This is a genomic window from Nocardia cyriacigeorgica (genome assembly GCF_005863245.1).
Taxonomy (GTDB): domain Bacteria; phylum Actinomycetota; class Actinomycetes; order Mycobacteriales; family Mycobacteriaceae; genus Nocardia; species Nocardia cyriacigeorgica_C.
Map to the genome: position 1 here is coordinate 359,852 of NZ_VBUT01000007.1, position 25,236 is coordinate 385,087.

Consider the following 25,236-nt stretch of genomic DNA (forward strand, 5'->3'; position numbering starts at 1 on the left):
CCGCATCCGATCGCCCGGCCGTGAGTCCGCGCTCACCCCTGCGCCTCCCCGCGTCGCGAGTACCTGAGTTGCAGCACCGTCAGCACGAACAGCCCCGCGAACATCACCCACGCCAGCGCCGACGCGTATCCCACTTCGTAGAACGCGAAAGCGTGCTGGAACAGCATGATTCCGAGCAGGTAGGTGCCGGTCTCCGGGCCACCGTTACCGCCGGTCAGGGCGTAGGCCTGGTCGAAGGCCTGGACCGAGTTGATGATCGTGATGACGAAGACGAACGACAGCGGCCCGCGGATCAGCGGGATCGTGATCGACCAGAACCGACGTACCGCACCGGCCCCGTCGATGCGCGCGGCCTCGTACAGTTGTTCCGGCACTCCTTGCATCGCGGCCAGCAGGATGACGGTGGCGAACGGCACGCTCTTCCACACCGTGACGACGCTCAGCGACACCAGCGCCAGATCGGGGTCGATCAACCACGGCACCGGCTCGATACCGAACCAGCCGAGCAGCAGGTTGAGCAGGCCATCGTCGGTGGTGAAGATGAACCGCCACACCACGGCCATCGCCACCGTCGAGGCGACCAGCGGCAGGAACGCGGCGGTGCGGAAGAACCCGATGCCGGCCGTCGTGCGATTCAGCAGCGCGGCGACGACCAGCCCGATCGCGACCGTCGGCAGCAGAGTCAGCAGGGTAAGAACCACCGTATTGCGCACGGCGATCAGGAACAGTGGATCCGCCGTGAACAGCCTCCGGTAGTTCGAAACCCCGACGAACTTTGGCGCACTGAACAAATCCCACGAGAAGAAACTCACATAGAGCGACACGACGAGCGGCCCGACCAAGAACACACCGACGCCCGCCACATTCGCCGCGACGAACCACCGCCCCGCCCGAGCGCGCCGCCGCACCAGCTGCCCGGCGGCGCGATGCCCGTTCCGCTCGCCGCGACGACGGAACAGCCAAGGCCGCGCATCCTTCAGCCCGCCGAGGACACGCGGGCGCTGTCGCGGCCCGGAAGCCTCCGTGCCGCCCGGGTCACCCGCCCGCGCCCGCCGCCCCACCCGTCGACCGGCAGCGTGCTGTCCGTTCCGCCCGCCACGACGGAACAGCCAAGGCTGCGCATCCTTCGGCCCGCCGAGCACGCGTGGGCGCTGTCGCGGCCCGGAAACCTCCGTGCCGCTCGCCCGCGCTTCGGCGCGCCGAACCTGCGGTGATCGCGGCTGCCGCCGGCGACCACCCGCACCGCCGCTCCCCGTCACCGCGTGTCCTTCAGCAGCGCATCCACGGTCCGGGTGAGGTCCGGATGCAGCGAGGCCGCCGGTGCGGCACCACGCAGGACCCGGTTGGCTCCGCGTTCGAGCAGAGCCTGGACCTTGCCCCATGCGGGCGTCACCGGCAGCGCCCGGGAGTGCCGCGGGCCGCCGGTGAGCACATCCAGGTTGGTGACGTCGCGGTGGGCGGCGGCAAAGGCATCCGACCCGAGCACCGATTTCAATACCGGAACGAACAGCCCGGATTCGGCGATGATCGCCTGACCCACCGGACCCGTCGCGAATTTGACGAATTCCCAAGCTTGTTCGATGCGCGGGCTGTTGGCCGCGATCGCCAGCCCGGTGCAGCCCACATCCGTGATCGCGCCCGGTCCGCCATGCGGCCCCACCGGCAATACGGTCAGGTCGATATCGAGATCGTCGTGCCCGGCGAATTCCGAATACAGCCAATGCCCGCCGAGCACCATGCCCGCCCGCCCGCGCCGGAACAGATCGGGCGCCGAGACCGATTGCTGGTCGGCCACGCGTGGGGCCACCTTGTGCCGCACCGCGAGATCGGCATAGAACTGGAAGCCCTCGGCGAAGCGCGGATCACCGAGGTTGGTGCGCATCGGCGCGACCGACGGTGTGAACCAGTCGACGCCGTTGTTCATCCCGAAGCACGCCGCCGAGAAGTACGGCACCCACGCGTCGGCGAAACCCCAGCGCCCCTTGCCTTTCCGTGACGTCACAGCCGTGGCCGCGTCGAGGAACTCCTCGAAACTCCAGGCCTCGTCCCAGTTCCTCGGCGCTCGAACCCCGGCCTCGGCGAACAGTTCCCGGTTGTAATAGAGGAACACCCCCGACCACTGCTCGGGCAGCGCGTACTGGCCGCCGCCGTAGCGGAAGGTGTCGTACAGCGCGGGAAAACTGTCGCGCCGCAAGGCATCCGCGTACCCAGGGTCGCGGTCGAGCAGGGTGTTCAGGTCGAGCAGTACCCCGCGCTCGGCCAGCCCGGCATACAGCAACTCCCAGGCCATCATGATGTCGGGGCATTTGCCGCCCGCGCAGTAGGTGAGCATCTGCTGGAGCGCGTCGGGCCCGGAGACCACCGTGCGGATGCGGATCTCGGGGTGCCGCTTGCCGAACTCGTCGATGATCCGCCGCCGCACCCGCGCCTCCTCCGGGCGGGCGCCGAAGAAGAAGGTCAGCGCGTCGTCGTCGGCGCCGCATCCACCGGCCAGCAACGGGGCGGCCAGCGCGGAGCCGAGCAGCGTACGCCGCCGCACGGGGGTGCTCGACAGGGCGGATTCCAGCTCCGGCCTCCTCAGGGCGGATGTGGAGCAGATCGGGCCGCATGGCAGCATACTGGCGGCAACTGAAGAGGGTGACCGCCGACACACGACAACGATCCGATCGACCACGATCACGACGCGACCGAACCGCCGCGCCGGGCCATTCCGATCGGCTACCTTGACACGTGTTTCAGCATCATCCTGCGCGTTTCACAGGAGAGTAGGCAGATGGCGACCATCGAATATCTGCGGACCGACCCCGATCTGCCGCCCGTCGGCGTGATCGACCGGTCCCCGATGACTCCGGCCAAGAAGGCGATATTCGCCGGCATCGCGATACTCGGCGCCGCTGCCTGGACGATCCTGGCCATCGCCCGCGGCGAATCGGTGAACGCGGTGTGGATCGTGATCGCGGCGGTCAGCACCTACATCATCGCCTACCGCTTCTATGCGCGGCTGATCGAATACAAGGTCGTCAAACCGCGCGACGACGTCGCCACTCCCGCCGAGATCCTGGAAAACGGCAAGGACTACCTGCCGATGGACCGGCGGGTGCTGTTCGGCCATCACTTCGCCGCCATCGCCGGCGCCGGCCCGCTGGTCGGCCCGGTGCTCGCGGCGCAGATGGGCTATCTGCCGGGCACCATCTGGATCATCGTCGGCGTGGTGTTCGCCGGCGCGGTGCAGGACTACCTGGTGCTGTGGGTGTCGACCAAACGGCGCGGGCGCAGCCTGGGACAGATGGCCCGCGACGAGCTCGGCTGGTTCGGTGGCTGGGCGGCCATCATCGGAATTCTCGTCATCATGATGATCCTGCTGGCGGTGCTGGCGCTGGTCGTTGTCAACGCTCTCGCGCACAGCCCGTGGGGTGTGTTCTCCATCAGCATGACCATCCCGATCGCCCTGTTCATGGGCGTGTACCTGCGATTCCTGCGGCCGGGCGCGGTCGGTGAGGTGTCGCTGATCGGGTTCGCGCTGCTGATCCTGGCGATCATCGCCGGTGGCTGGGTCTCGGAGAACGACACCTGGGCCAGCTGGTTCACCTTCCATCCGGTGACCATCTCCTGGATGCTGATCGGCTACGGCTTCTTCGCCTCGGTGCTGCCGGTGTGGTTGTTGCTGGCGCCGCGCGACTACCTGTCGACGTTCATGAAGATCGGCACCATCGGCCTGCTCGCGCTCGGCATCCTGATCACCCTGCCGACCCTGAAGGCGCCCGCGGTCTCGGAGTTCGCGCACACCGGCGCCGGACCGGCCTTCGCGGGCAGCCTGTTCCCGTTCCTGTTCATCACCATCGCCTGCGGTGCGCTGTCCGGGTTCCACGCGCTGGTGTCCTCGGGCACCACACCGAAACTGCTGGAGAAGGAATCGCACAGCCGGATGATCGGCTACGGCGGCATGCTGATGGAGTCGTTCGTCGCGGTGATGGCGATCATCACCGCCTCGATCATCGACCAGCACATCTACTTCGGTATGAACGCCCCGCTCGGCGCGACCGGCGGCACCCCGGAATCGGCGGCGGCCTACACCAACTCGCTCGGCCTGTCCGGCCCGCCGGCCACACCCGAGACGTTCAGCAATGCCGCGAGCGAGGTGGGTGAGGATTCGATCATCTCCCGCACCGGTGGCGCGCCGACGCTGGCCGTCGGCATTTCCGAGGTGTTCCACCAGTTCCTCGGCGGGTCGAGCATGAAATCGTTCTGGTACCACTTCGCGATCATGTTCGAGGCGTTGTTCATCCTCACCACCATTGACGCCGGCACCCGCGTGGCGCGCTTCATGCTCTCCGACGCGCTCGGCAATTTCGCCGGTCCCGCACGCAAATTCAAGGATCCGTCCTGGCGGGTGGGTGCGTGGCTGTGCTCGGCGATCGTGGTCGCGGCCTGGGGTTCGATCCTGCTGATGGGCGTCACCGATCCGCTCGGCGGCATCAACGCGCTGTTCCCGCTGTTCGGTATCGCCAACCAGCTGCTGGCCGCGATCGCGCTGACGGTGGTGCTCACCATCCTGGTGAAGAAGGGCCTGACGAAATGGGCCTGGATTCCCGGCATTCCGCTGGTGTGGGACCTCATCGTCACCATGACCGCGTCCTGGCAGAAGATCTTCTCGGCGGACCCGAAGGTCGGCTACTGGAAGCAGCACGAGATCTGCCAGAACGCGCAGCAGGCGGGCAAGCTGTGCCTGACCGCGAAGACACCCGAGGACGTGGACGCGGTGGTGCGCAACACCTTCATCCAGGGCACGCTGTCCATCGTGTTCGCGGTGCTGGTGCTGATCGTCGCGGTGGTCGGCGCCATCGTCTGCTACCGCGCCTGGAAGGCCGGCTCGGCCGAGACCACCGAATCGCCGGAGGAGCCCTCGCGCATCTTCGCCCCGAGCGGATTCTTCCCGACCGCGGCCGAGAAGGAGGTGCAGCGCGAATGGGACGAACTGATCGAGAAGGGCGAGGTGAAGGAACCGGGCGCGGCACACGTGAAGGCGCACTGAGTACCGAGGCGGTGGCCGGGACGGCGGTAGTGCCGCCCGGCCGCACGGCAGCCCGTCCGGTCGACGCACCGGCCGGTGGCCCCGGGAGGGTTCCTGCCGAGACGGCGTCGGCGCTGCTCGGCGACATGGGCGACGATCGTGCGGACTCGCCCGCCGAGGGCACCGGACCAGCCGGCGCCGGGCAGCGCCGGATCGAGCCCATCGGCGGCCCGGGACGTGCCCTGCTGGGTGCCGCGCGCGGTGTGCTGTGGTGGTTCGACTCGGTGCTCGGCGGCAAGGACTACGAGCGCTATGTCGCCCACCTCCGGCGCAAGCATCCCGGCTGCCCGATTCCATCGGAACGCGAGTACTGGCGGGAGCGGCATGCCGAGGCCGATCGGAATCCGGCGAACCGCTGCTGCTGAGCTGGGACGACGGGCCGCTCGGCGCGTCGCGTGGCGTGTCGCGCGCAGTCTGCCCGGCCCACCGGGGTAATGTCCGATTTCCGCTAGCAGCGGTCGCCGGTAGCTGTCATTGTGGTTGACGTGACGATCACGGCTCTGGACTTCGAACGCTGTTACCGAGCGGTCTCCACCCGGGACTCCCGCTTCGACGGGCAGTTCTTCACCGCCGTGCGGACCACCGGAATCTATTGCCGCCCATCGTGTCCGGCGATCACTCCGAAACGCGCCAATGTCAGCTTCCTACCGACGGCCGCCGCCGCACAGCAGGCCGGGTACCGCGCGTGCCGGCGCTGCCTGCCCGACGCCGCACCCGGCTCACCGTTGTGGAACACCCGGGCGGATCTGGCGGCCAGGGCGATGCGGCTGATCGGCGACGGCGTCATCGAACGGGGCGGGGTGCCCGCGCTGGCGGCGACGCTCGGGTATTCGCAGCGTCAGCTCACCCGCGTGCTCACCACCGAACTGGGAGCCGGTCCGCTCGCGCTGGCCAGGGCGCATCGCGCGCACACCGCGCGACTGCTGATCCAGACCACGAACATGCCGATGTCGGATATCGCGTTCGCGGCCGGGTTCGCCAGCATCCGGCAGTTCAACGACACCGTGCGGGAAGTGTTCGCGGTCAGCCCGACCACCATGCGCACCGAAGCGCAGCGGGCCAACGGGCGGGCCGTGCCGAGCACCAACGGCACGCTCACCCTGCGGCTCCCCTACCGCGAACCGCTGGACCGCAGCTGGCTGGAATGGTTCCTGTCCGCGCACGCGGTGCCAGGGCTCGAACTCTGGGAGGACCGCAGCTACCTGCGCAATCTGCGCACCCCGCACGGACACGCCTCGATCCGGCTCGGGTTTCAGCGCGATCATGTGCGCGCCGAGCTGGCCCTGCACGACATGCGCGACCTCGCGCCGACCGTGGCGCGGCTGCGGCATCTGCTCGATCTGGACGCCGACCCGATCGGGATCGATGAGGCGCTCGGAGTGGCCGAGCACGCGGACCGTCCGGAAGGGCGACCACGGTTCGTCCCCGGCATCCGGGTTCCCGGCTGCCTGGACGGGCCGGAGTTGTTGCTGCGCACCATGATCGGTCAGCAGATCTCGGTGCCCGCGGCGGCCACCCACACCGCCCGGCTGGTCTCCGCGCTCGGCGATCCCATCGACGGGCCGACGCCGCGCTTGTTCCCCGATCCCGCGGTGATCGCCGAACGCGGTGCCGAGGTGCTGACCGGACCGGCCCGGCGGATCCGCTCGATCGTCGGCGCCGCGGCCGCGCTGGCCTCCGGCGACCTGGCCCTGCACCAGGGCCGCACCGCCGCCGACCTGCGGCGCGACCTGCTGGCCTTGGAAGGGGTCGGCCCCTGGACGGCCGACTACGTGACCATGCGCCTGCTCGCCGACCCCGACATCCTGCTCGACACCGACCTGGTGGTGCGCCAAGGCGCCGCCCTGCACGCCATCGACCTCACCGACACCGCGCGGTTCGCGCCGTGGCGCTCCTACCTGTCCATGCAGTTGTGGCACAGCGCCCTGGCCGCCCGCACTGTACCGGCGGCCCGCGCCGCCCGATCGAAAGCGAGTACCGACTCATGACCGCCGCCGTCCTGACCCCCTCGGCCATCGAAACCCCCGTCCGCACAGCTGATTTCGCGACCGTCACGACACCGATCGGCCCGTTCACCACACTGGTCGACGGCGACGGCGCGGTGCTCGCCGCCGGCTGGACCGCCGACGCGGAGAACCTGCGCGGGCTGATCCACGCCGGTTTGCGGCCCGCCGAACTCCGTGAGCGCGCGGAACTCGGCGCCGTCACCGACGCCGTCCTCGCCTACCACCGCGGCGATCTCACCGCCATCGACACCATCGAGGTCCGCCAGCGGTCCGGCGAATTCCTCATGCACGCCTGGCAAACCCTGCGCACCGTCCCCGCCGGAACCCCGCTCACCTACACCGCCTTCGCCGCCCGCTCCGGCCGCCCGGCCGCCACCCGCGCCGCCGCCAACGCCTGCGCCCGCAATGCCGCCGCGCTGTTCGTCCCCTGCCACCGCATCCTGCGCGCCGACGGAACGCTGGGCGGATTCCGCTGGGGTCTGCCGGCCAAGCGCTGGCTGTTGGACCACGAGGCGAGCGCCTGACGAATCACGCGCCCGGATCTAGACCACCAATTGCGGTGGCGGTGCGCCGCGGTGCACAGGCACCCGGTAATCACCCCACGCCAGCGCCAGTCGCTCGACAGCGGTGTCGAGCACGCTCTCGGGATGCCGGAAATGCAGGCGCACACAATCATTACTGCGCCCGGTGGGATCGAGCCCGCGGCCGCCGAGCACCGAGACCCCGTGCCGCAGCGCGGTCTGCGCCAGCGAATCCCCATCGCCGTACGGCAGCCGCGCCCACACGGTCTGCCCGCCCGCGACGGCCGGACACGACCAGTCCGGCAGGCGCTCTGCCAGCGCGGTGAGCAACCGGTCATGGCGTGCCGCGCGGTGCGCCGCCTGCTCACGGCACAGAGCGTCCAGGTCCGGAATCAGTCGCGCCGCGGCCATCTGGGTCGGCATGCTCCCACCCAGATCGTGGACCGCGCGTATCCGGGTCAGCCGCGCCACCAGAGCCGACGACGCGCGGATCCAGCCGATCCGCAGGCCACCCCAGAGGTTCTTGCTCAACGAGCCGATCGAGATCACGGCATCGGAGACCGCGCATAACGACGGCGGCGATTCGGCACCGGGAAACCCGAGGTCGGCCGGTACTTCATCGGCGAGAACCGGGACCTCGGCGCGGGCGGCCAGTTCCGTCACGCGCCGGCGGACCAGCGGCGGCAGGACCGAGCCCGTCGGATTCTGGAACGTCGGCGTCAGGTAGGCGAGCGCGGGCCGGCCGCCGCGCAGGACGGACTCGAATCCGTCGAGGCCGATCGGCAGCACGTGCACGACTGCCGAGGCCTCCCGAAAGGCTTCCAGCGCACCGGGATACGCCGGAGCCTCGACCACCACCTGGTCGCCCGGGTCGATCAAGGCCCGAGCCAGCAGCGACAACGCCTGCTGGCCGCCGTTGGTGATCAGGATCCGGTCAGCGCTCGTCGGCGCGCCGGCGGCGGTGTAGCGCCGGGCGATCGCGGCACGGAGTTCCAGCAACCCGGCCGGGTGGTAACCGATATCGGTGGAGATGGCGAGCCGGCTCCGGCATGATGCGGGCGAACGTCTGTCACCGTCGGCGGCGGAGCGGTGGGCGCGGCGCACGCCAGGTCGATCACGTGATGGCCGGGCTCGAGCAGCTGCAGGAACACCGGGCGGCGGGCGCATTCCGCTGGGGTTGCCGGCCCGACGGTGACCGTTCGATCACGAACCGGGACCTAGAGGCTTCCTCGCGGCACCACCCATCGATGGTTGAGGTCGATAACCGAGGCGACGGTCTCGAAATCGGCGTCATAATGAATGAGAACGAGCCGGTGCTCGGCTGTGAGGACCGCAGTGATCAGATCGGCGATCCCCACGGCACGATGTTTGCCCCGTCGTGCGAGTTCTCGCTGGATCGCAAAAGCCCGCTGCCAGTGCTCGTCATCGGTCGGCAGATACTCGTACGCGGCGCGCCGATCGGCTCGTAGCTGCTCGTACTGCGCAGGATTTCGCGCGCTGTACAGCGCCTCGGCGTCCAGCGTCGCGCAGGTGGCGACCAACCCGCCGGTAATGAGGGGTGTGAGCCTGTCTGCGACCTCCGCATTCGACATCCGTGCGGCGGCGCTGGTGTCGATGACGTAGCGAGCCGTCAGCGCCACACTTGATCCCGCTGGTCCGTGTCCGTCATGGATTCCATCCCCCCATTCGTCAGCCATTCCACTTGTCTGGCCCGTGCCGCCGCAACCGCAGCCGAACGCAGCGCAGCGCGGACCGTATCGGACACCCCGCTGGTCCCCAGCTCCTGCTGCGCAGCTTCGAGTAGGTCGTCGTCGATATCGATCAACCGCTTCGTCACGACGGCTCCTTCCATATATACCACGATTGCATTCAGCATATACCCGTCGGCTGGAATGTGCGGCTTTCATGTCGGTTGGGGAATCTGCCACGCCACTAGGTGGGTCACCAGCTCACGCCACCGTGGCTTGCAGACGCGAACCCGCGCGGCCGCGGATGACGTGCAGGCGGCTGGGGATGCGCTGGCGCATTTCGTCGACGTGGCTGACCAGGCCGACGACTCGGCCGCCTGCGCGCAGGTCGTCGAGGACGCCCATGACGGCGTCGAGGGTGTCGGCGTCAAGGCTGCCGAAACCTTCGTCGATGAACAGGGTGTCCAGGACGATGCCGCCGGTTTCGGCCGCGACGGTGTCGGCCAGGCCGAGCGCGAGAGCGAGGGAGGCCATGAAGGTTTCGCCGCCGGAGAGGGTTTTGGCGGGGCGGATGGCGCCGGTGTAGTCGTCGCGGATATCGAGGCCGAGGCCGCCGCGACGGCCGTGGGTGCCCGCGCGGTCGGTGTGCACGAATTCGTAGCGGCCGCCCGACATCCGGCGCAACCGGGCCGAACCCGCCACCGCCACCTCCTCCAGCCGGGCGGCGAGGACATAGGAGCGCAACGACATTCGCCGGTTGTTGGCGCCGCGCCCGGCGACCACGTCGGCCAGCGCGGCCAGTTCCTCATGCGCGCGCTGGGCCGGAGCGATGCGGTCGACCGCCGCCCAGAGCTGGCTGCTGAGTTCCTCGAGCTTGGCCACGCGCGTGGCGGCCGCGGAATGCGCGGCGACGGCGATATCGAGCGCCTGGCGCGCCTCACGCACTGCCGCGTCGAGGGCATCCAGATCGCCGAGTTCGGCATCCGCCGCAGCCCGCACCTCCGGCTCGGCCAGCACCGCCTCCGCCGCCGCCCGCGCCCGCTCGGCCGCTTCGAGCTGCTGCTCGATCGCCTGCTGCGCGCGCGCATCGCGGATCACGTCCTCGATGCGGCGGGCGTACGCGGTGAGCAGCGCGATGAGCTTCGCCGGGGTCATCGGGTCTGGCGCAGGTTTCGGTGGGGCGGCGTCTGCATCGCCATCCCCACGCAGCGCATCGTCGACGATCGGGCCGACACTGCCACTCGAATCGGCCGGGGCACCGGCCTCCAGAGCCACCGGAGGCAGATCGAACAACGCTGGTTCGGCATCCGCGGCCGCCGAATCGACCGCGCCATCAGAGGGGAGGTCGAACAAGGCGGGCTCGGGATCGTGCGCTGCGCCTGTCGCGGCGTTGCCGGTCGGCCGCGGGCCGCGCGCCAGCGGCGGCACCGGCTCGGCATCTACCTGGACTCCACCAGCAGAGTTGGAGCGCAGGGTCCGCAGCGGCACCTCGGGCACTGGGTTCGGCATCGGATCGCAGCTACCGGAATCACGCCCGGGGAAGGTAGACGCCGCGTCCCTCGAGCCGGCCGTCGCTCGAGCGGACCGTCGAGCCCGGTCTCGCACCGAGCCGTCGACGGTCCCCTGGGCATCGACACCCACCGAATCGACAACCTCGCCCGAGCCGTCGGCGTCGGCCGTCGCAGCGTCGTCCCTCGTCTGACCGGGTTCGAGCGCGAATCCTGCCGAACGCGCGAGGTTTTCCACCCGCTCCGCGATCGCACGGACCTGTGCCCACGCACCGGCGGCCGCGGTTTCGGCGGCCCGGTAGGCGGTGGCCGCGGCGATCAGTGCGTCGAGCCGGGCGCGGCGACGGTCGATGGTGGTATCGGCGCCCGCGGCCTCGCGTAGGCGCTCGTTCAGTTCGGCCAACCGGGTTTCGGCGGCGGCGATGGTGGAGGTGATGGTGCCGCGGCGGGTTTCGGCCGCGCGGAGCTGGTCGTGCAGGTCGGATTCCTCGGCGCGCAGCTTGTCGAGTTCCGCGGTGGCGGCGGCGGTCTGGTCGGCGAGGTCGCCTGCGTCTTCGTAGCGGAGGGTGGCGGTGCGCAGGGCGGCGGCGAGTTCGACCGGGTCGGCGTCGCCGCCGCGGGCGGTCAGGCCCTCGATCTCGCGTTCCAGCTCGGCGATGCGCGCCAGCACCTTGTCGCGGGCCGCTTCGGCCGCGCGTTCCTCCGCGCTCGCCGCGTCTTCGGCGTCCTTGGATACCGCGCTCTCGGTCGGCTTCGCGGGGTCCGGATGCTCGGGCGATCCGCAGACCGCACACGGGTTTCCGTCGGTGAGCTGGCCGGCAAGTTCCGCCGCCATCCCGGCGAGCCGCCGCTCCCGCAGATCCAGCACGCGTTCCCTGGCGTCGTAGTGCTTCGCGCGGGCGGTCTCGGCGTCGACGCGCGCGCGATCGAGGTCTCGTCGCCGTTCGGCCAGCGCCACCGCGGCCGTGGCCGCACCTTGCAACCGCTCGCAATCGGCGGCCAGGGCGGGCAGCATGGCGGCAGCGTCGGCGGATTCGCGCACCCGCGCCTCCGCCGCCACGATCGCCGGCGGAATCGCCTCCCGCCGCTCGGCGATCCGCGTCAGCCGACGGGCGAGCTCGGTCTCCTCGGTCCGCAGCCGGGCGATCTCATCGGTGAGCTCGTCGGCCGCCTCGGCATAGGAGGTGACCTCGTCCAGCACCCCGATGCGCGCACTCCACTGCCGGATCGCGCCGTCGACGTCGGCGTCGGGCCGCAGCAGCGGACGCTCGGTGGACGCCGACATTTCTGTCCGGCCGGGCACTGTGCCCGCCGAACCGTTCGAGGCCGCCACTCGGACGCGGCGATCGTCACTGTCGAGGACTCCGTCGCGCGCTTGCCGATCCCGATCACGGTCGGCGGCACCGCGGGCACGGCCGCGATCCGCGTCCGAACCACCGCCGCGATCCGCGTCCGAACCCCTCGCTTCGATGTCGCCCGCAGCCCGGCCCGGTGCGGCGGAGGGGTCGATGCCGTCCGCCCCGCGCCTCGCCCCGGCTCCGCTATCCGAAACGATGCCGTCGTCGCCGCGGGCAGCCATCGAGGTCCGCGTGAGCACTGACTCGGCGGTGTCCGGTATCCCCAGTGCGATGTCCGCACCGTCCTCAGGCGCCGCATCGCTGGTTCCGAGCAGCCCCCTGCCCGGCAAGTCCGCACTGCCTGGCTCACCGAGCAGCTGCGCCAATCGCTGTGCCGCCCGCTCGGTTTCCCTGTCATGCCGCTGGGCGCGGGTCACGGCGGCGCGGGCTTCATCCAACGCCGCGGCGACCGGTTCGGCGCGGCGAGCCGCCTCGAGTTCGGCGCGACGGGCGGCGCGGTCTTCGGCGGTGGCGGCGTAGTCATCGAGCTGGCGGCGGGCGGCCAGCAGACGCCGGCGGGTGTCGGCGAGCTTGCGTTGCTGTTCGGCGGCCGCGTCGGCCCGCGCGGAATCCGCGCGACGGCGTTCGAGTTCGGTGGTGGCGGTGGCCAATTCGGCGCGGGCGGTGTCGAGCAGGTCTTCGGCCCAGTCGACGGCCTCGAGCGGACCGACGGTTTCGGTGGCGCCGATCCCCGCGGTGACACCGACCTGCACGATCAGGTTGTCCACACCGCGGGCGCGGGCGGCGAGTTCGGCCTCGGAGGCGCGGCGGCGTTCGGCCAGCCACTGTTCGGCGGTACCGAATCGTTCGGTGTCGAACAACTTCTCGAGCAGCTTCTCCCGCTCCTCGTTCTCCGCCCGCAGAAACCGGGCGAAATCGCCCTGCGGTAGCAGCACCACCTGGAAGAACTGTTCGGCGCTCATCCCGAGCAGCCGTTTGACCTCCTCGCCGATATCGGGGATGCGGGACAGGTTGGCGCCGTGGCCGTCCAGCCATTCGAGGGTGGCCTTCGGCTTCTCGATCGACGTTCCGGTTCCGCGCCGTTTGGGCCGCTCGAATTCGGGGCTGCGGATCAGCCGCACCCGCCGCCCGCCCAGCGTGGCTTCCAGCAGCACCTTCGGCGGTGTCTGCGGTGAGGCGTGATCGGAATGCAGGCGTTTGCTGTCGTTGCGGGCGCCGGGCACCCGGCCGTAGAGCGCGAACGCGATGGCGTCCAGCACGGTGGTTTTGCCGGCACCGGTGTGTCCGTGCAGCAGGAACAGCCCGTCGGCACCAAGGGTGTCGAAGTCGACGACGGTGGTGTCGGCGAATGGGCCGAACGCGGTGATCTCGAGCCGGTGCAGCCTCATGCCGTGAGTTCCGTGGCGCCGACCCGCGCGGCCGTCTCCGCTTCCGGTTCCCTGGTGGCGGCCGCGATGGCCCGCTCGAGCCACACCATCTCCGAGTCGGTGGGCTCGCCACGCACATCGGTGAGGAAGCTGCGCGCCACCTCGGTGTCGCGGCGCCCGTGCACCCGTTCGCGGTAGCGCAGTTCCGGGTTGCCCTGCGGGCGCTCCCATTCCACGTGCACCGCGTACGGGAACCGTTCGCGCAGCTTGCGCATGGCGTCGATGGGGCGGGCGTGGTCGGTGAGGGTGGCCGAGACATAGTCCTCGCAGGCCCGGCCGTACTCCGCGCCGTTGAGCAGCTCGTCGAGCGTGCCGACCAGCCGGCTCAGCCCGCGCACCACCGGCATCTCCCGCCGGCGCACCCCGCTGAGCCCGTCGGCGTCCAGATCGACGATCCAGACCGCTTTACGGTGTGAGCTCTCCCCGAACGAGTACGGCAGCGGCGAACCGGAATAACGCACCGACTCCGACAGCGTCTGCGGCGAATGCAGGTGGCCGAGCGCGACGTAGTCGATGCCGTCGAACGCTCCCAGCGGCACCGTCTCCACCCCGCCCACCGAGATCGACCGCTCCGACCCTGTGGCCTCACCGCCGACGACGAACGCGTGCGCGAGCACAACCGTGCGCGCACCCGGCCTGGTCGCCATATCGTCGCGGATCCGTCCCATCGCGGCAGCCAGGATCTCCGCATGCGAACGCGCCTGCGGCACGCCGAGTTCGGCGCGGGTGATCTCCGGCTCCAGGTACGGGATGCCGTAGAAGGCGACCTCGCCGTGCTCATCGGACAGCAGCACCGGCCGGTGCGCGTCGGCGACGGTGGTGCGCAGATACAGCCCGCCCGCCGCCGCGAAACTGGCACCGGCACCGAGCCGGGCGGGGGAATCGTGATTGCCCGAGGTGGCGACGATGCGGGCGCCCGCCGCGCGGATGGCCTCGAATCCGCGATTGCACACCGCGATCGCGTCCGCGCTGGGAATGGAGCGGTCGTAGACGTCGCCGGGGACCACGACCACGTCGACCGATTCCTCCGCCACCAGCTCCGCGACGGCGCGCAGCGCGTACTCCTGATCGCCGAGCAGATCGACCCCATGAAAGGTGCGGCCGATATGCCAGTCCGACGTGTGCAGGATTCGCATGCCGCGAACCGTATGGCAACCCACCGACACACTTCAATCAGAGGGCGGCGAGTGTCGGATACCCGCCGGGCGCGCCGGTGCGAATGTGACAGCCGCCACGAAAGCGGCGGCCCGGGTGGGTGCCCGCGGGTGCAGCCGGCATCACCCGACCGGCCCTGCCATGACACCGACCGGCGCGTCGGCAGATAGTGTTCTCTACGTGGCTGCTTCCCAACGAGTGCGAAACCGGGTGCCCGCGCCGCAACGTTCGATCCTGCCGTCGGTGCCGGGCGTCCCGGCCGGCGCGGCGGTCCTGATCGCGGTTGCCTGCACGTTCCTGGGCTTCCTGATCGATGCCCTCGGTGACGGCACCGAGCTGACCGGCTCGTTCACCGCGTTCTATGTCATCGGCTGCGTCGCGGCCGTGCTCGCGGTGCGGTTCCGCGGCCTGTTCACCACGCTGGTGCTGCCACCGCTGCTGTTGTTCATCGCGGTGCCGCTGGCCTATCAGCAGCTGCTCGGCCGGGCCTCGACCTCGATCAAGGACATCCTGCTCAACCTGGCGATCCCGCTGGTGCACCGGTTCCCCACGATGGTGCTGACCACGGTGATCGTGCTGTGCATCGGTGGTGCGCGGATCGCGCTGGATCGGGCCGAACGCGCCGCCGAGGGCAAGTCGCAGGCCCGGCGCGGCACCAGCTGGGGACGCAGCGCGGTGCAGCAGCGGCCGAAGACGGCCAAGCAGGGCTCGCAGTCACTGTCCGGCGCCTCCCGGACCCGCGCCCGTCGCGCACCTGCCGACGATTACGACGACGTCGCCGAACCCGCCGCCCGCCCGCGACGCCAGGGCAAGCGCCGTCCGCCACCGGTGGCCGAGAACCCGCCCCGGCTGGCCGCGGCCGCGCGTTCGCGCGAGGGACGTCCGCGTGCGGCCCGCCCGACCGCGGCGCCCCGCCCGGAGGCCGAACCCGTGCGCGGCCCCGCGCGACGGCGCACCGAGCAGCCGCCGCTGCCGCAGCCGACCGTGCGCTACCGGGATCGGGATTCGGGCCGCATCGAGCGCCGCGGCCCCGAGGCGCGCTGAAACCGGCGCGAGCGTCCGGAGCGAACAACTGCACGCGCGCACTCGACACGTGCGGTCGAACCGCCGCCCGCGGCGGCAGACAACTCAGCGACGCGACTCGCGCAACTCCCGCGGCAAGGCGAACACCAGCGTTTCGTTGGCCGTGGTCACCGGCTGCACATCGGCGAAGCCGTGCTCTTCCAGCATGTCCAGCACCCCGCGCACCAGGATCTCGGGCACCGAGGCGCCGGAGGTGATGCCGATCGTGCGCACACCCTCCAGCCAGGCCGGATCCACCTCGCGGGCGTAATCCACCAGGTACGCGGCCTTGGCGCCGGCGCCGAGCGCGACCTCCACCAGCCGCACCGAGTTCGACGAATTGCGGGAACCGACCACGATCACCAGATCGCATTCCGGCGCCATCGCCTTCACCGCCACCTGACGGTTCTGGGTGGCGTAGCAGATGTCGTCGCTGGGTGGATCCTGCAAGCCGGGGAAACGCTCGCGCAGCCGCGACACCGTCTCCATGGTCTCGTCGACGCTGAGCGTGGTCTGCGACAGCCAGATCACCTTGGACTCGTCGCGCACGCTCACCTTGTCGACCGCGTCGGGCCCGTCGACCAGCTGCACGTGGTCGGGCGCCTCGCCGGCGGTGCCCTCGACCTCTTCGTGGCCTTCGTGGCCGATCAGCAGGATGTCGTAGTCGTCGCGGGCGAAGCGCTTGGCTTCCTGGTGCACCTTGGTGACCAGCGGGCAGGTGGCGTCGATGGTGCGCAGATTGCGGGCGGCGGCGGAGCTGTGCACGGCCGGGGAGACGCCGTGCGCGGAGAACACCAGCAGCGCGCCTTCGGGCACCTCGTCGGTCTCGTCGACGAAGATGACCCCGCGCTCACGCAGGGTCTCCACCACGTGCCGGTTGTGCACGATTTCCTTGCGGACGTAAATGGGGGCGCCGTGTTTGTCGAGCGCCTTTTCCACGGTTTCCACCGCGCGATCCACACCGGCGCAGTAGCCACGGGGTTCGGCCAGCAGCACGCGCTTGTCGCCGTCGGCACCTCCCGCGCCGTGGGAGCGGACAGAGCGGGCGATTCCGACATTCAACGGTATTGCCGAGGACATGCCCACAGGATACGTGCGCGCTATGGCGATCACCCGCTCGGATGCGAGCGAGATAACACGCGAACACCCGGCCCCCTTTTGCACATCCCGCCATTTCGGGCAGGCTAGGACCATGTTCCGACCACCGTTTCTGGCCCGCGTAGCCGCTGGTGCTGCCGTCTACGCCATCGAGGAGACTCGACGGCTACCCACCGCGGCGGTGAATTTCCCCATCACGGCGATCAGCCAGCTGCTCCAGACCACCATGCACGTCCAGCAGTTCGTCACCAGCCTCGCGCTCAAGGGCGATGCCGTCTTCGATCGCCTGGCCAACCGTCCCGTCGAGCAGCCCGCCTGGGCCACCTTCGACGAGGACGAGCCCGCCCAGCCTTCCGGGACCGCCTTCGGCCGGGCCAGGACCAGCAGTTTCGACAGCTTCGGCAGTGATGCCGAGCTGGCCGAGTTCCTCATCACCGAGACGCTGGCCGGCGCGAAGGCCGGGCGCAACGGACATGCGGCCACGGTCAGCCCGCTGCGCGAGTCCGCCACCGAAGGACAGCGCGAAGCCACCGAGCAGCGCGAGACCGAAGCGCCCGCCGGCGAGGCCGAGACCACCGGCGAGACCACGGCGGTCGCGGAGAGCACCGAGGTCGCCGAGCCCGAGGCCGAGCAGGCCGAGGTCGTCGCGCCCGAGGTCGCCGTTCGCTACGACTACGACAACATGACGCTGGCCCAGCTGCGGGCCCGGCTGCGCATGCTGACCATCGACGATCTGACCGCCCTGCTCGACTACGAGCAGCGCACCCGCGCCCGGGCGCCGTTCATCACCATGCTGACGAACCGGATCGCCACCGTGCGGGCCCAGTGACCGAACCCTCCTCGCCGACGACGGCCGGCCGGGACACCACCGGCCGGCCCGAACGCGCCGCGCCCGCCAATTCCGCCGACAATCCGTGGCCGGTGCGCTCGGTCTCGATCAAGGTCGCGCAGTGGATCGACCGGCTCGGCAGTGTCTGGGTGGAGGGCCAGATCACCCAGATCTCGTTGCGGCCGGGTACCCGGACCGCCTTCCTGGTGCTGCGTGATCCGTCGGCCGACATGTCGTTGTCGGTGACCTGCGATCCGGCGCTGATCCGTAATTCCCCGCTTCCGCTGCACGAAGGCAGCCGGGTGGTGGTGTACGGCAAGCTGTCCTTCTTCACCGGCCGCGGCACGCTGTCGTTGCGTGTCACCGAGATCCGCGCCGTCGGTGTGGGCGAGCTGCTGGCCAGGATCGAACGGTTGAAGGCGCTGTTGGCCGCCGAGGGCCTGTTCGATCCGCGGCTCAAACGCCCGATTCCGTTCCTGCCCAGCACCATCGGGCTTATCACCGGCCGGGCCAGCGCCGCCGAACACGATGTGCTGACCGTCGCGCGCACCCGCTGGCCTGCCGTGCGGTTCGAGATCCGCAATACCGCCGTGCAGGGGCCGAGCGCGGTGCCGCAGATCATGGCCGCGCTCAGCGAACTGGACCGGGATCCCGCGGTCGACGTGATCGTGCTCGCCCGCGGCGGCGGCAGCGTGGAGGATCTGCTGCCGTTCTCCGATGAGGCGCTGTGCCGGGCCATCGTCGCCGCGACCACGCCGATCGTCAGCGCGATCGGCCACGAACCGGACAACCCGCTCAGCGACCTGGTCGCCGACGTACGCGCCGCGACCCCCACCGACGCCGCCAAACGGATCGTGCCCGACGCCGCCGCCGAGCTGGCCGGTGTGCGTGAGTTGCGCGCCCGCTCGGCCGCCGCCCTGCGCGGGTGGGTCGACCGCGAGACGCGCGCCCTCGACCAGCTGCGTTCCCGGCCGGTGCTGGCCGATCCGCTGCGCGAGCTGCGCCATCGGGTCGAGGAGGTGGAGCGGCTGCGCGGCTCCGCCCGCCGTTGCGCCGAACACCTCATCAACGCCGAATCCACCGCCACCAGGCATCTGCGCGAGAAGCTGACCGCGGTCGGCCCGGCCGCGACCATGGCCCGCGGCTACGCCGTCGTCCAGCGCGTCACCGGCCGTGAACGGCAGGTGGTGCACAGCATCGATGACGCGCCGGCAGGCACCCAGCTGCGCATCCGCGTCGCCGACGGCGCCATCTCCGCGGCCGCCCTCGGTACGACGCCGCTCGGCACCCGGGTCATTTCGCCCGACCCCGACCGAACCACCGAGCCCGAGCCCGGCCGCTGACCGAATCGCCCGACCCCGTCCGCCCATCCCCGACTCCACCGAGAGGACCGACCTTGCCCGACTCCGCCGACGATCAGCCGACCGACGATCTGGCCGAGATCGCCACCTTCGGCTACGAACGCGCCCGCGACGAGCTGGTCAACGTCGTCAAGATGCTCGAGCAGGGCGGCCTGGACCTCGACGAGTCGCTGGCTCTGTGGGAGCGCGGCGAGGCGCTGGCCAACCGCTGCGAAGAGCACCTGGCCGGTGCGCGCAAACGCGTGGAGGACGCCCTGTCGCGGGCCGAAGTGGACGGCGAACAGCAGTGACCATCCGCCGCGCCACTCCCGATATCCGCACCGCGGATATGGCGGCGAGCCGGGCGTTCTACCGGGGGCTCGGCTTCACCGAGGCGATGGATCTGGGCTGGGCGGTGATCATGGCCTCGCCGTCGACGCCGACCACACAGGTCGTGCTCGTCGGCCCGGAAGCCGAAGGCCCGCAACCGGATATGAGCGTCGAGGTCGACGATGTCGACGCCGTGCACGCCCGGCTGCTCGCCTCGGGTGCGGACATCGTCTACGCCTTGCGCGACGAGCCGTGGGGTGTGCGCCGGTTCTTCGTGCGCGATCCCAGCGGAACCGTCGTCAACGTCGTCACTCACCGCGACGAGTCCTCATAGCCGCGTGCCGCGACTCGATCCGGCGGATTACCTCTTCTTCGGCAGCGGCTGCGCCGTGGTGACCGCCTCGGCCAGCGTGGTGAACGCGGCGTCGTCGCCCGCGCCGCGGATCAGCACTCTGGTCTGGCCGAAGTCGGCGATCCAGGCCGGTTCCTCGCCGGGCTCGTCGTAGACGACCCACTTCTGGGCGCCGATATCGCGGGTGCCGCTGGCATAGCGGGAGCCGAGGGTGTGCCGGGCGAGCGCTACCTCGGTGGCGTTGCTCTGGTTCAGCTCCATGTAGGTGCCCTCGGGCGTGATGTAGCCGATGGTGCTGACGGTGCCGCCGCCCTCCTCGGTGATGGTGTCGCGGCTGCCGGAGTTCGGCGTCCAGCCCTGCGGCAGGGCCGGTTCGCGGATCGGGAAGGTCAGGTTGTCGGCGTCGGACTGCAAGGCGGCCTTGGCGTCGAAGCTGGGGATCGTGCCCTGGGTCGGGCCGTCACCGGCGAAGCTGCACTGACTGGTCAGTCCGGCGAAAACCACGGCGATCAGCGCCAACGGGATCAGCGACCAGACCAGATCCCGGTAGTCGTTCATGATGCGTGGCTTTTGGTTCGGCACGCTCCCAGTATCCACTCGCGACGCCGATCACACCGGTACGGCCCCGCCCCTGCCCAGGTGTGCACGGACCCCTGCCTGCCGAATGAGACAATTGCCCGCGTAAGTACGAGCCAAGGAGGCACACCGCTATGACGGCATCTTCGCCCGCCCCGAGCCGCCGCGAGGCGCCCGACCGCAACCTCGCACTGGAACTGGTCCGGGTCACCGAGGCAGGTGCCATGGCCGCGGGCCGCTGGGTCGGCCGCGGTGACAAGGAAGGCGGCGACGGCGCGGCCGTCGATGCCATGCGCCAGCTGGTCAGCTCGGTATCGATGCGCGGCATCGTGGTCATCGGCGAGGGCGAGAAGGACGAAGCGCCCATGCTCTACAACGGTGAGCTGGTGGGCAACGGCGACGGCCCCGAGGTCGACTTCGCGGTCGACCCCATCGACGGCACCACGCTGATGTCGAAGGGTTCCCCCGGCGCCATCTCGGTGCTCGCGGTGGCCGAGCGCGGCGCGATGTTCGACCCGTCGGCGGTGTTCTACATGCACAAGATCGCCGTCGGCCCCGACGCGGCCGGTGTGATCGATATCGCGGCCCCGATCGCCGACAACATCCGCAAGGTCGCCAAGGCCAAGAACTCCTCGGTCTCCGACCTCACGGTCTGTATCCTGGATCGCCCGCGCCACGCCGAGCTCATCCAGCAGGTCCGCGACGCGGGCGCCCGCATCCGCCTCATCTCCGACGGTGACGTCGCCGGCGCCATCTCCGCCGCCCGCCCCGATTCCGGCACCGACATCCTGGTCGGCATCGGCGGCACCCCCGAAGGCATCATCGCCGCCGCCGCGATGCGCTGTATGGGCGGCGAACTCCAGGGCATGCTCGCCCCCAAGGACGACGACGAACGCCAGAAGGCCATCGACGCCGGCCACGACCTGGACCGCGTGCTCAGCACCGAAGACCTGGTCTCCGGCGACAACGTCTTCTTCTGCGCCACCGGCGTCACCGACGGCGACCTGCTGCGCGGCGTGCGCTACTACGGCGGCGGCGCCTCCACCCAGTCGATCGTCATGCGCTCCAAGTCCGGCACGGTCCGCATGATCGACGCCTACCATCGCCTGACGAAACTGCGCGAGTACTCCTCGGTCGACTTCCACGGCGACGACGACGCGAACCCCCCGTTGCCGTAATTTTGCGCGCTGGCGCGCGGGGGTTCGCGGCCCCTGATGTCTCGTGTTTCCGCGCCACCGCTTGCCTTCGGCTTGCGCGGCGGCAGCGGAAACACGAGACGGGCCGCGAACTTTGGGGCTCGGTCTCGCTTCGCTCGAAAATTCAGGTGAACCCACCGTTGCCTCGGGCCGGTTCTGCATGCACGTCATCTGACCGGTTAACTCCCAGCATGTGTTTCGTTCCACACTCTCCCGGGTAGTATCCGCGTGGATACCAGCTCAGTAATGGTCAAGCGATCAGTTCACCTGTTCGCCAAGGCATTGCCGAGCGTCGGCTCCGGTTCGCGTGTGGCTTCTCCGCAGCGTTGCGGAAGCCCGCGTGACCACTCTCGAGAGGATGGACATGCACCACTTCGCTCGACGTACCGCCGGATTCACCATGGCGATCGCCGCATCGGGCCTGCTGGTCGCGGGCTGCGGCGACGACTCCGATACCAGCGACCAGATCGGCAGCAAGATCGGCAGCGTCACCGCCCAGATGGGTGAGGGCACCGCCACCGCCACCCACGCACCGGGCGAGCACGACGCCACCACCACCCCCGGCGGCACCGCGGGCGAAACCCCGGGCGGCACCGCCACCGCCACCGGCGCCGAGACCCCGGGCGCGGCGGGCGAGACGAAGTTCAGCACCCCGGACGGCGAGATCACCGTCTCCGGCGTCATCTACTCCAAGTACGTCGAGAGCGGCGGCCAGAACAGCCCGCTCGGCATGCCGGAAGACCCCGAGGAGACCGGCCCGAACGGCGGCCGCTACCAGGACTTCGAGGGCGGCACCATCTACTGGAGCCAGGACTCCGGCGCCCACATCGTGTGGGGCGACATCCGCGAGACCTGGGAGGAGAACGGCGGCGCCAACGGCAAGCTCGGCTACCCCGTCACCGACGAGGAAACCCTGCCCGACGGCAGCCGCAAGAGCGAGTTCACCGGCGGCACCATCACCTGGATGAACGGCGAGACCACCGTCACCGAGAAGTAGACCCCGGCACCGGCCGGGCGCACCTGCTCACCAGGGCGCGCCCGGCCGGGTCGTCTGCCCCGCGGATGCGCGGACGACCATCACATTCGATACCCCCACAGTCCCCCACGTGATCCACACAACGGCTAGGTTGGTGCGGTGCAAACTCTCTTGACCGATCGCGAACTGCTCGAGTCGCTCGCGGTGGAGGTGGAACTGAACCTTCGCCGCCACATCGAAGTGGCCGACGGCTGGCAGCCGCACGATTACGTCCCGTGGGACGACGGGCGTAACTTCGGCTTCCTCGGCGGCACCGACTGGGAGCCGGACCAGTCCGAGCTCGGCGAGGTGGCCAAGCTGGCGCTCACCGTCAGCGTGCTCATCGCCGACAACCTGCCCTCCTACCACCGGGAGATCGGCAAGTACCTGCGCACGGGTATGTGGTGGCGGTGGGTCGGCCGCTGGACCGCCGAGGAGAACCGGCACGAGATCATGATCCGCAACTACCTCATGGTCACCCGCGCCGTGGATCCGGTGGAGCTGGAACGGCTGCGCATGGATCACATGACCAAGGGCTTCCGCCGTGAACCGCTGCATCTGCTGGATGTGCTGGCCAACGGCGCGTTCGAGGAGGCAGCGTCGGCGGTGCGGCACCGCAATACCGCCGCGTTGAACGAGAACCCGATCGTCACCGCCATCAGCGAGCGCATCGCCGTCGACGACGAATTGCAGTCGGTGTTCTTCGCCAACCTGATCGACGCCGCCTTCAACCAGGTGCCCGATCAGACCATGCGCGCCGTCGCCGACCGCATCGCCGCCTTCCACGTGCCGACCGTCACCCTGCCCGACGGCCGCAGCAGCGACGAGGTGCTGGCCGAGGCGGGCATCTACGATCCGGCGAAGGAGGGCGAACTGGTCTTCGCTCCCCTGCTGAAGCGCTGGAACGTCTTCACCCGCACCGATCTGGGTGAGGCGGGCGAGGCGGCCCGCGCCGAGCTCGACCATCTGCGCGGCTGACTGCGTTTCATCCCCTGATCAGCGGTAATTGCCGATATCGTTGACCGGTTCGATGCACATTCGCACAACTGGAAGAAGGTGAGAGTCATGATCCTCGATCTGGTAGCAGCACTCCTCAGCTTCGTCAGCGACATCATCACGATCTCGGCCGAATGACGGCAACGGCCCGTTCGGTGGTCACCCACCACCGAACGGGCCGTTCTCGGTTGTGCGTCCCCGCTACTTCTTCTCGTCGACCTTCGCCATCGCCAGCACATCGAGGCGGCGATCCAGTTCCTCCACGGTGAGCTTGTCACCGATGAGCCCGCGGTCGATCACGGTCTGCCGGATCGTCTTCTTCTCCTTCAGCGCTTCCTTCGCCACCGCGGCGGCCTCCTCGTAGCCGATCGCCGAATTCAACGGCGTGACGATCGACGGCGAGGACTCGGCCAGCGTGCGCAGATGCTCCTCGTTGGCGACCAGCCCACTCACGCAGCGGTCGGCGAACAGCCGGGACACGTTGGCCAGCAGGCGAATCGACTCGAGCAGATTGCGCGCCATCACCGGGATGTAGACGTTCAACTCGAAATGCCCGTTCGCCCCGCCGAACGCGACGGCGGCATCATTGCCGATGACCTGCGCCGCCACTTGCGTGACCGCCTCGGGCAGCACCGGATTCACCTTGCCGGGCATGATCGAACTGCCCGGTTGCAGGTCGGGCAGCTGGAGCTCGGCCAGGCCGGTGAGCGGGCCCGATCCCATCCAGCGGATATCGTTGGCGATCTTGGTCAGGCTGACGGCGATGGTGCGCAGCGCACCCGAGGCCTCCACCAGTCCGTCGCGCGCGGCCTGGGCCTCGAAATGGTCCTCGGCTTCGCGTAGCGCGTCGATGCCGGTGCTGCGGACCAGTTCCGCGACGACCAGCCCGCCGAATCCGTCCGGCGCGTTGAGCCCGGTGCCGACGGCGGTGCCGCCGATGGGCAGCTCACCCAGGCGCGGCAGCGTCGCCATGATCCGGTCGATGCCTGCCGCGACCTGGCGGGTGTAGCCGCCGAACTCCTGGCCCAGGGTTACCGGAACGGCATCCATCAGGTGGGTGCGACCGGATTTGACCACTGTCTTCCACGCGGTGGCCTTGTCGAGCAGCGCCAGCCGCAGGTGATCGAGCGCGGGCACCAGATCGGCGATGACGGCCTCGGTCGCGGCCAGATGGGTGGCGGTCGGGAAGGTGTCGTTGGACGACTGCGACATGTTCACGTCGTCGTTGGGGTGCACCTCGACCCCGCGCGCCTTGGCGATGGAGGCGATCACCTCGTTGGCGTTCATATTGGAGCTGGTGCCCGAACCGGTCTGGAACACGTCGATCGGGAACTGATCGTCGTGGCGGCCCTCGGCGATCTCGGTGGCGGCGGCGATGATGGCGTCGGCCTTGGTGGCCTCCAGTAGGCCGAGGTCCCGGTTCACCTTCGCGCAGGCGGCCTTGAGCAGACCGAGCGCACGGATCTGGGCGCGTTCGAGGCCGCGGCCGCTGATCGGGAAGTTCTGCACGGCCCGCTGGGTCTGCGCGCGCCACAGGGCGTCCACCGGAACGCGGACCTCACCCATGGTGTCGTGTTCGATGCGGTACTCGGTCTGGTCGCTTCGCTCACTCATAGTCCGACCATATGCCGCACCCGCCGCACGTGGGGAAGCCACGCCTGACGCTTATCTCACAGGGCTCGGCCTGTTCTCGGCGGAATAGTGACGA

General features: G+C 69.8%; 22 protein-coding genes. 12 read left to right on the forward strand and 10 right to left on the reverse strand.

Translation table 11 applies throughout. The features are described from left to right. Nucleotides 1–32 precede the first annotated feature (32 nt). Together FEK34_RS20000 and FEK34_RS20005 are read right to left on the reverse strand one after the other, a co-directional pair. A complete protein-coding gene (locus FEK34_RS20000; RefSeq protein ID WP_138449934.1) occupies nt 33–911 on the reverse strand; it encodes a carbohydrate ABC transporter permease in 879 nt (292 codons plus the stop codon). A 344-nt stretch (nt 912–1,255) separates the two neighbouring features. Further along, nucleotides 1,256–2,554, reverse strand: coding sequence for an ABC transporter substrate-binding protein (locus FEK34_RS20005; protein ID WP_138449936.1), 1,299 nt, complete (start codon nt 2,552–2,554; stop codon nt 1,256–1,258). Between the two features lie 219 nt (nt 2,555–2,773). Here FEK34_RS20005 and FEK34_RS20010 point away from each other — a divergent pair, with 219 nt between their 5' ends. The 4 genes from FEK34_RS20010 to FEK34_RS20025 all read left to right on the forward strand — a co-directional run bounded on the left by FEK34_RS20010 (nt 2,774) and on the right by FEK34_RS20025 (nt 7,601). Beyond that, nucleotides 2,774–5,032 (forward strand): carbon starvation CstA family protein, encoded by a 2,259-nt coding sequence (locus FEK34_RS20010; RefSeq protein ID WP_138449733.1) that lies wholly within the window; start codon nt 2,774–2,776, stop codon nt 5,030–5,032. 224 nt (nt 5,033–5,256) lie between these two features. Further along, nucleotides 5,257–5,436 carry a YbdD/YjiX family protein gene (locus FEK34_RS20015; protein ID WP_138449938.1) on the forward strand — a complete coding sequence of 60 codons (180 nt, stop codon included), beginning with the start codon at nt 5,257–5,259 and terminating at the stop codon, nt 5,434–5,436. A 120-nt stretch (nt 5,437–5,556) separates the two neighbouring features. After that, nucleotides 5,557–7,059 (forward strand): Ada metal-binding domain-containing protein, encoded by a 1,503-nt coding sequence (locus tag FEK34_RS20020; protein WP_138449736.1) that lies wholly within the window; start codon nt 5,557–5,559, stop codon nt 7,057–7,059. After that, nucleotides 7,056–7,601: a methylated-DNA--[protein]-cysteine S-methyltransferase gene (locus FEK34_RS20025; protein WP_138449738.1), complete on the forward strand. Its 546-nt coding sequence runs from the start codon at nt 7,056–7,058 to the stop codon at nt 7,599–7,601. The genes FEK34_RS20020 and FEK34_RS20025 overlap by 4 nt, the downstream gene beginning before the upstream one ends. A gap of 18 nt (nt 7,602–7,619) precedes the next feature. Here the strand turns inward: FEK34_RS20025 and FEK34_RS20030 are convergent, their stop codons facing one another. The 5 genes from FEK34_RS20030 to FEK34_RS20050 form a co-directional block, all read right to left on the reverse strand. Further along, the gene (locus FEK34_RS20030) at nt 7,620–8,597 is read right to left on the reverse strand and encodes a PLP-dependent aminotransferase family protein (protein WP_171048295.1); all 978 of its coding nucleotides are present in this window, start codon (nt 8,595–8,597) and stop codon (nt 7,620–7,622) included. 218 nt (nt 8,598–8,815) lie between these two features. Beyond that, nucleotides 8,816–9,238 carry a PIN domain-containing protein gene (locus FEK34_RS20035; RefSeq protein ID WP_138449743.1) on the reverse strand — a complete coding sequence of 141 codons (423 nt, stop codon included), beginning with the start codon at nt 9,236–9,238 and terminating at the stop codon, nt 8,816–8,818. After that, nucleotides 9,229–9,435 (reverse strand): DUF2191 domain-containing protein, encoded by a 207-nt coding sequence (locus tag FEK34_RS20040; protein WP_138449745.1) that lies wholly within the window; start codon nt 9,433–9,435, stop codon nt 9,229–9,231. The genes FEK34_RS20035 and FEK34_RS20040 overlap by 10 nt, the downstream gene beginning before the upstream one ends. Nucleotides 9,436–9,547: 112 nt before the next feature. Then, nucleotides 9,548–13,540: an AAA family ATPase gene (locus FEK34_RS20045; RefSeq protein ID WP_138449748.1), complete on the reverse strand. Its 3,993-nt coding sequence runs from the start codon at nt 13,538–13,540 to the stop codon at nt 9,548–9,550. Next, complete coding sequence (locus FEK34_RS20050) at nt 13,537–14,715, reverse strand: exonuclease SbcCD subunit D (protein ID WP_138449751.1); 1,179 nt, start codon at nt 14,713–14,715, stop codon at nt 13,537–13,539. Before FEK34_RS20050 ends, FEK34_RS20045 begins: the two co-directional genes overlap by 4 nt. A gap of 199 nt (nt 14,716–14,914) precedes the next feature. Between FEK34_RS20050 and FEK34_RS20055 the strand changes: the two genes are divergently transcribed. Continuing rightward, a complete protein-coding gene (locus tag FEK34_RS20055) occupies nt 14,915–15,778 on the forward strand; it encodes a DUF6542 domain-containing protein (protein ID WP_212748789.1) in 864 nt (287 codons plus the stop codon). Nucleotides 15,779–15,862: 84 nt separating this feature from the next. Here the strand turns inward: FEK34_RS20055 and FEK34_RS20060 are convergent, their stop codons facing one another. Then, nucleotides 15,863–16,876: a 4-hydroxy-3-methylbut-2-enyl diphosphate reductase gene (locus FEK34_RS20060; RefSeq protein WP_138449753.1), complete on the reverse strand. Its 1,014-nt coding sequence runs from the start codon at nt 16,874–16,876 to the stop codon at nt 15,863–15,865. Between the two features lie 112 nt (nt 16,877–16,988). Between FEK34_RS20060 and FEK34_RS20065 the strand changes: the two genes are divergently transcribed. Genes FEK34_RS20065 through FEK34_RS20080 form a run of 4 tightly spaced genes read left to right on the forward strand, consistent with a single transcriptional unit; the run spans nt 16,989 to nt 19,727 of the window. After that, entirely contained in the window at nt 16,989–17,723 is a 735-nt protein-coding gene (locus FEK34_RS20065) for a lipid droplet-associated protein (protein ID WP_138449755.1), read from the forward strand. After that, nucleotides 17,720–19,066: an exodeoxyribonuclease VII large subunit gene (xseA, locus tag FEK34_RS20070; RefSeq protein ID WP_138449757.1), complete on the forward strand. Its 1,347-nt coding sequence runs from the start codon at nt 17,720–17,722 to the stop codon at nt 19,064–19,066. Before FEK34_RS20065 ends, xseA begins: the two co-directional genes overlap by 4 nt. A 53-nt stretch (nt 19,067–19,119) precedes the next feature. After that, entirely contained in the window at nt 19,120–19,374 is a 255-nt protein-coding gene (locus FEK34_RS20075; protein ID WP_138449760.1) for an exodeoxyribonuclease VII small subunit, read from the forward strand. Continuing rightward, on the forward strand, nt 19,371–19,727 hold the full coding sequence (locus tag FEK34_RS20080) for a VOC family protein (RefSeq protein ID WP_138449762.1): 357 nt from the start codon (nt 19,371–19,373) through the stop codon (nt 19,725–19,727). The genes FEK34_RS20075 and FEK34_RS20080 overlap by 4 nt, the downstream gene beginning before the upstream one ends. 27 nt (nt 19,728–19,754) lie before the next feature. On the opposite strand, the gene FEK34_RS20085 is transcribed toward FEK34_RS20080, so the two are convergent. Continuing rightward, nucleotides 19,755–20,327 carry a DUF4245 domain-containing protein gene (locus tag FEK34_RS20085; RefSeq protein ID WP_138449765.1) on the reverse strand — a complete coding sequence of 191 codons (573 nt, stop codon included), beginning with the start codon at nt 20,325–20,327 and terminating at the stop codon, nt 19,755–19,757. 128 nt (nt 20,328–20,455) lie between these two features. Here FEK34_RS20085 and glpX point away from each other — a divergent pair, with 128 nt between their 5' ends. From glpX to FEK34_RS20100, 3 genes are all read left to right on the forward strand, one after another. Continuing rightward, nucleotides 20,456–21,499 (forward strand): class II fructose-bisphosphatase, encoded by a 1,044-nt coding sequence (gene glpX, locus FEK34_RS20090; RefSeq protein ID WP_138449768.1) that lies wholly within the window; start codon nt 20,456–20,458, stop codon nt 21,497–21,499. Between the two features lie 358 nt (nt 21,500–21,857). After that, nucleotides 21,858–22,514: an LGFP repeat-containing protein gene (locus FEK34_RS20095; protein ID WP_249359413.1), complete on the forward strand. Its 657-nt coding sequence runs from the start codon at nt 21,858–21,860 to the stop codon at nt 22,512–22,514. A gap of 138 nt (nt 22,515–22,652) precedes the next feature. Next, a complete protein-coding gene (locus FEK34_RS20100) occupies nt 22,653–23,510 on the forward strand; it encodes an acyl-ACP desaturase (RefSeq protein ID WP_138449770.1) in 858 nt (285 codons plus the stop codon). 219 nt (nt 23,511–23,729) lie between these two features. Here FEK34_RS20100 and FEK34_RS20105 read toward each other — a convergent pair whose 3' ends face one another. Beyond that, nucleotides 23,730–25,142 carry a class II fumarate hydratase gene (locus tag FEK34_RS20105; protein ID WP_138449772.1) on the reverse strand — a complete coding sequence of 471 codons (1,413 nt, stop codon included), beginning with the start codon at nt 25,140–25,142 and terminating at the stop codon, nt 23,730–23,732. Nucleotides 25,143–25,236 lie beyond the last annotated feature (94 nt).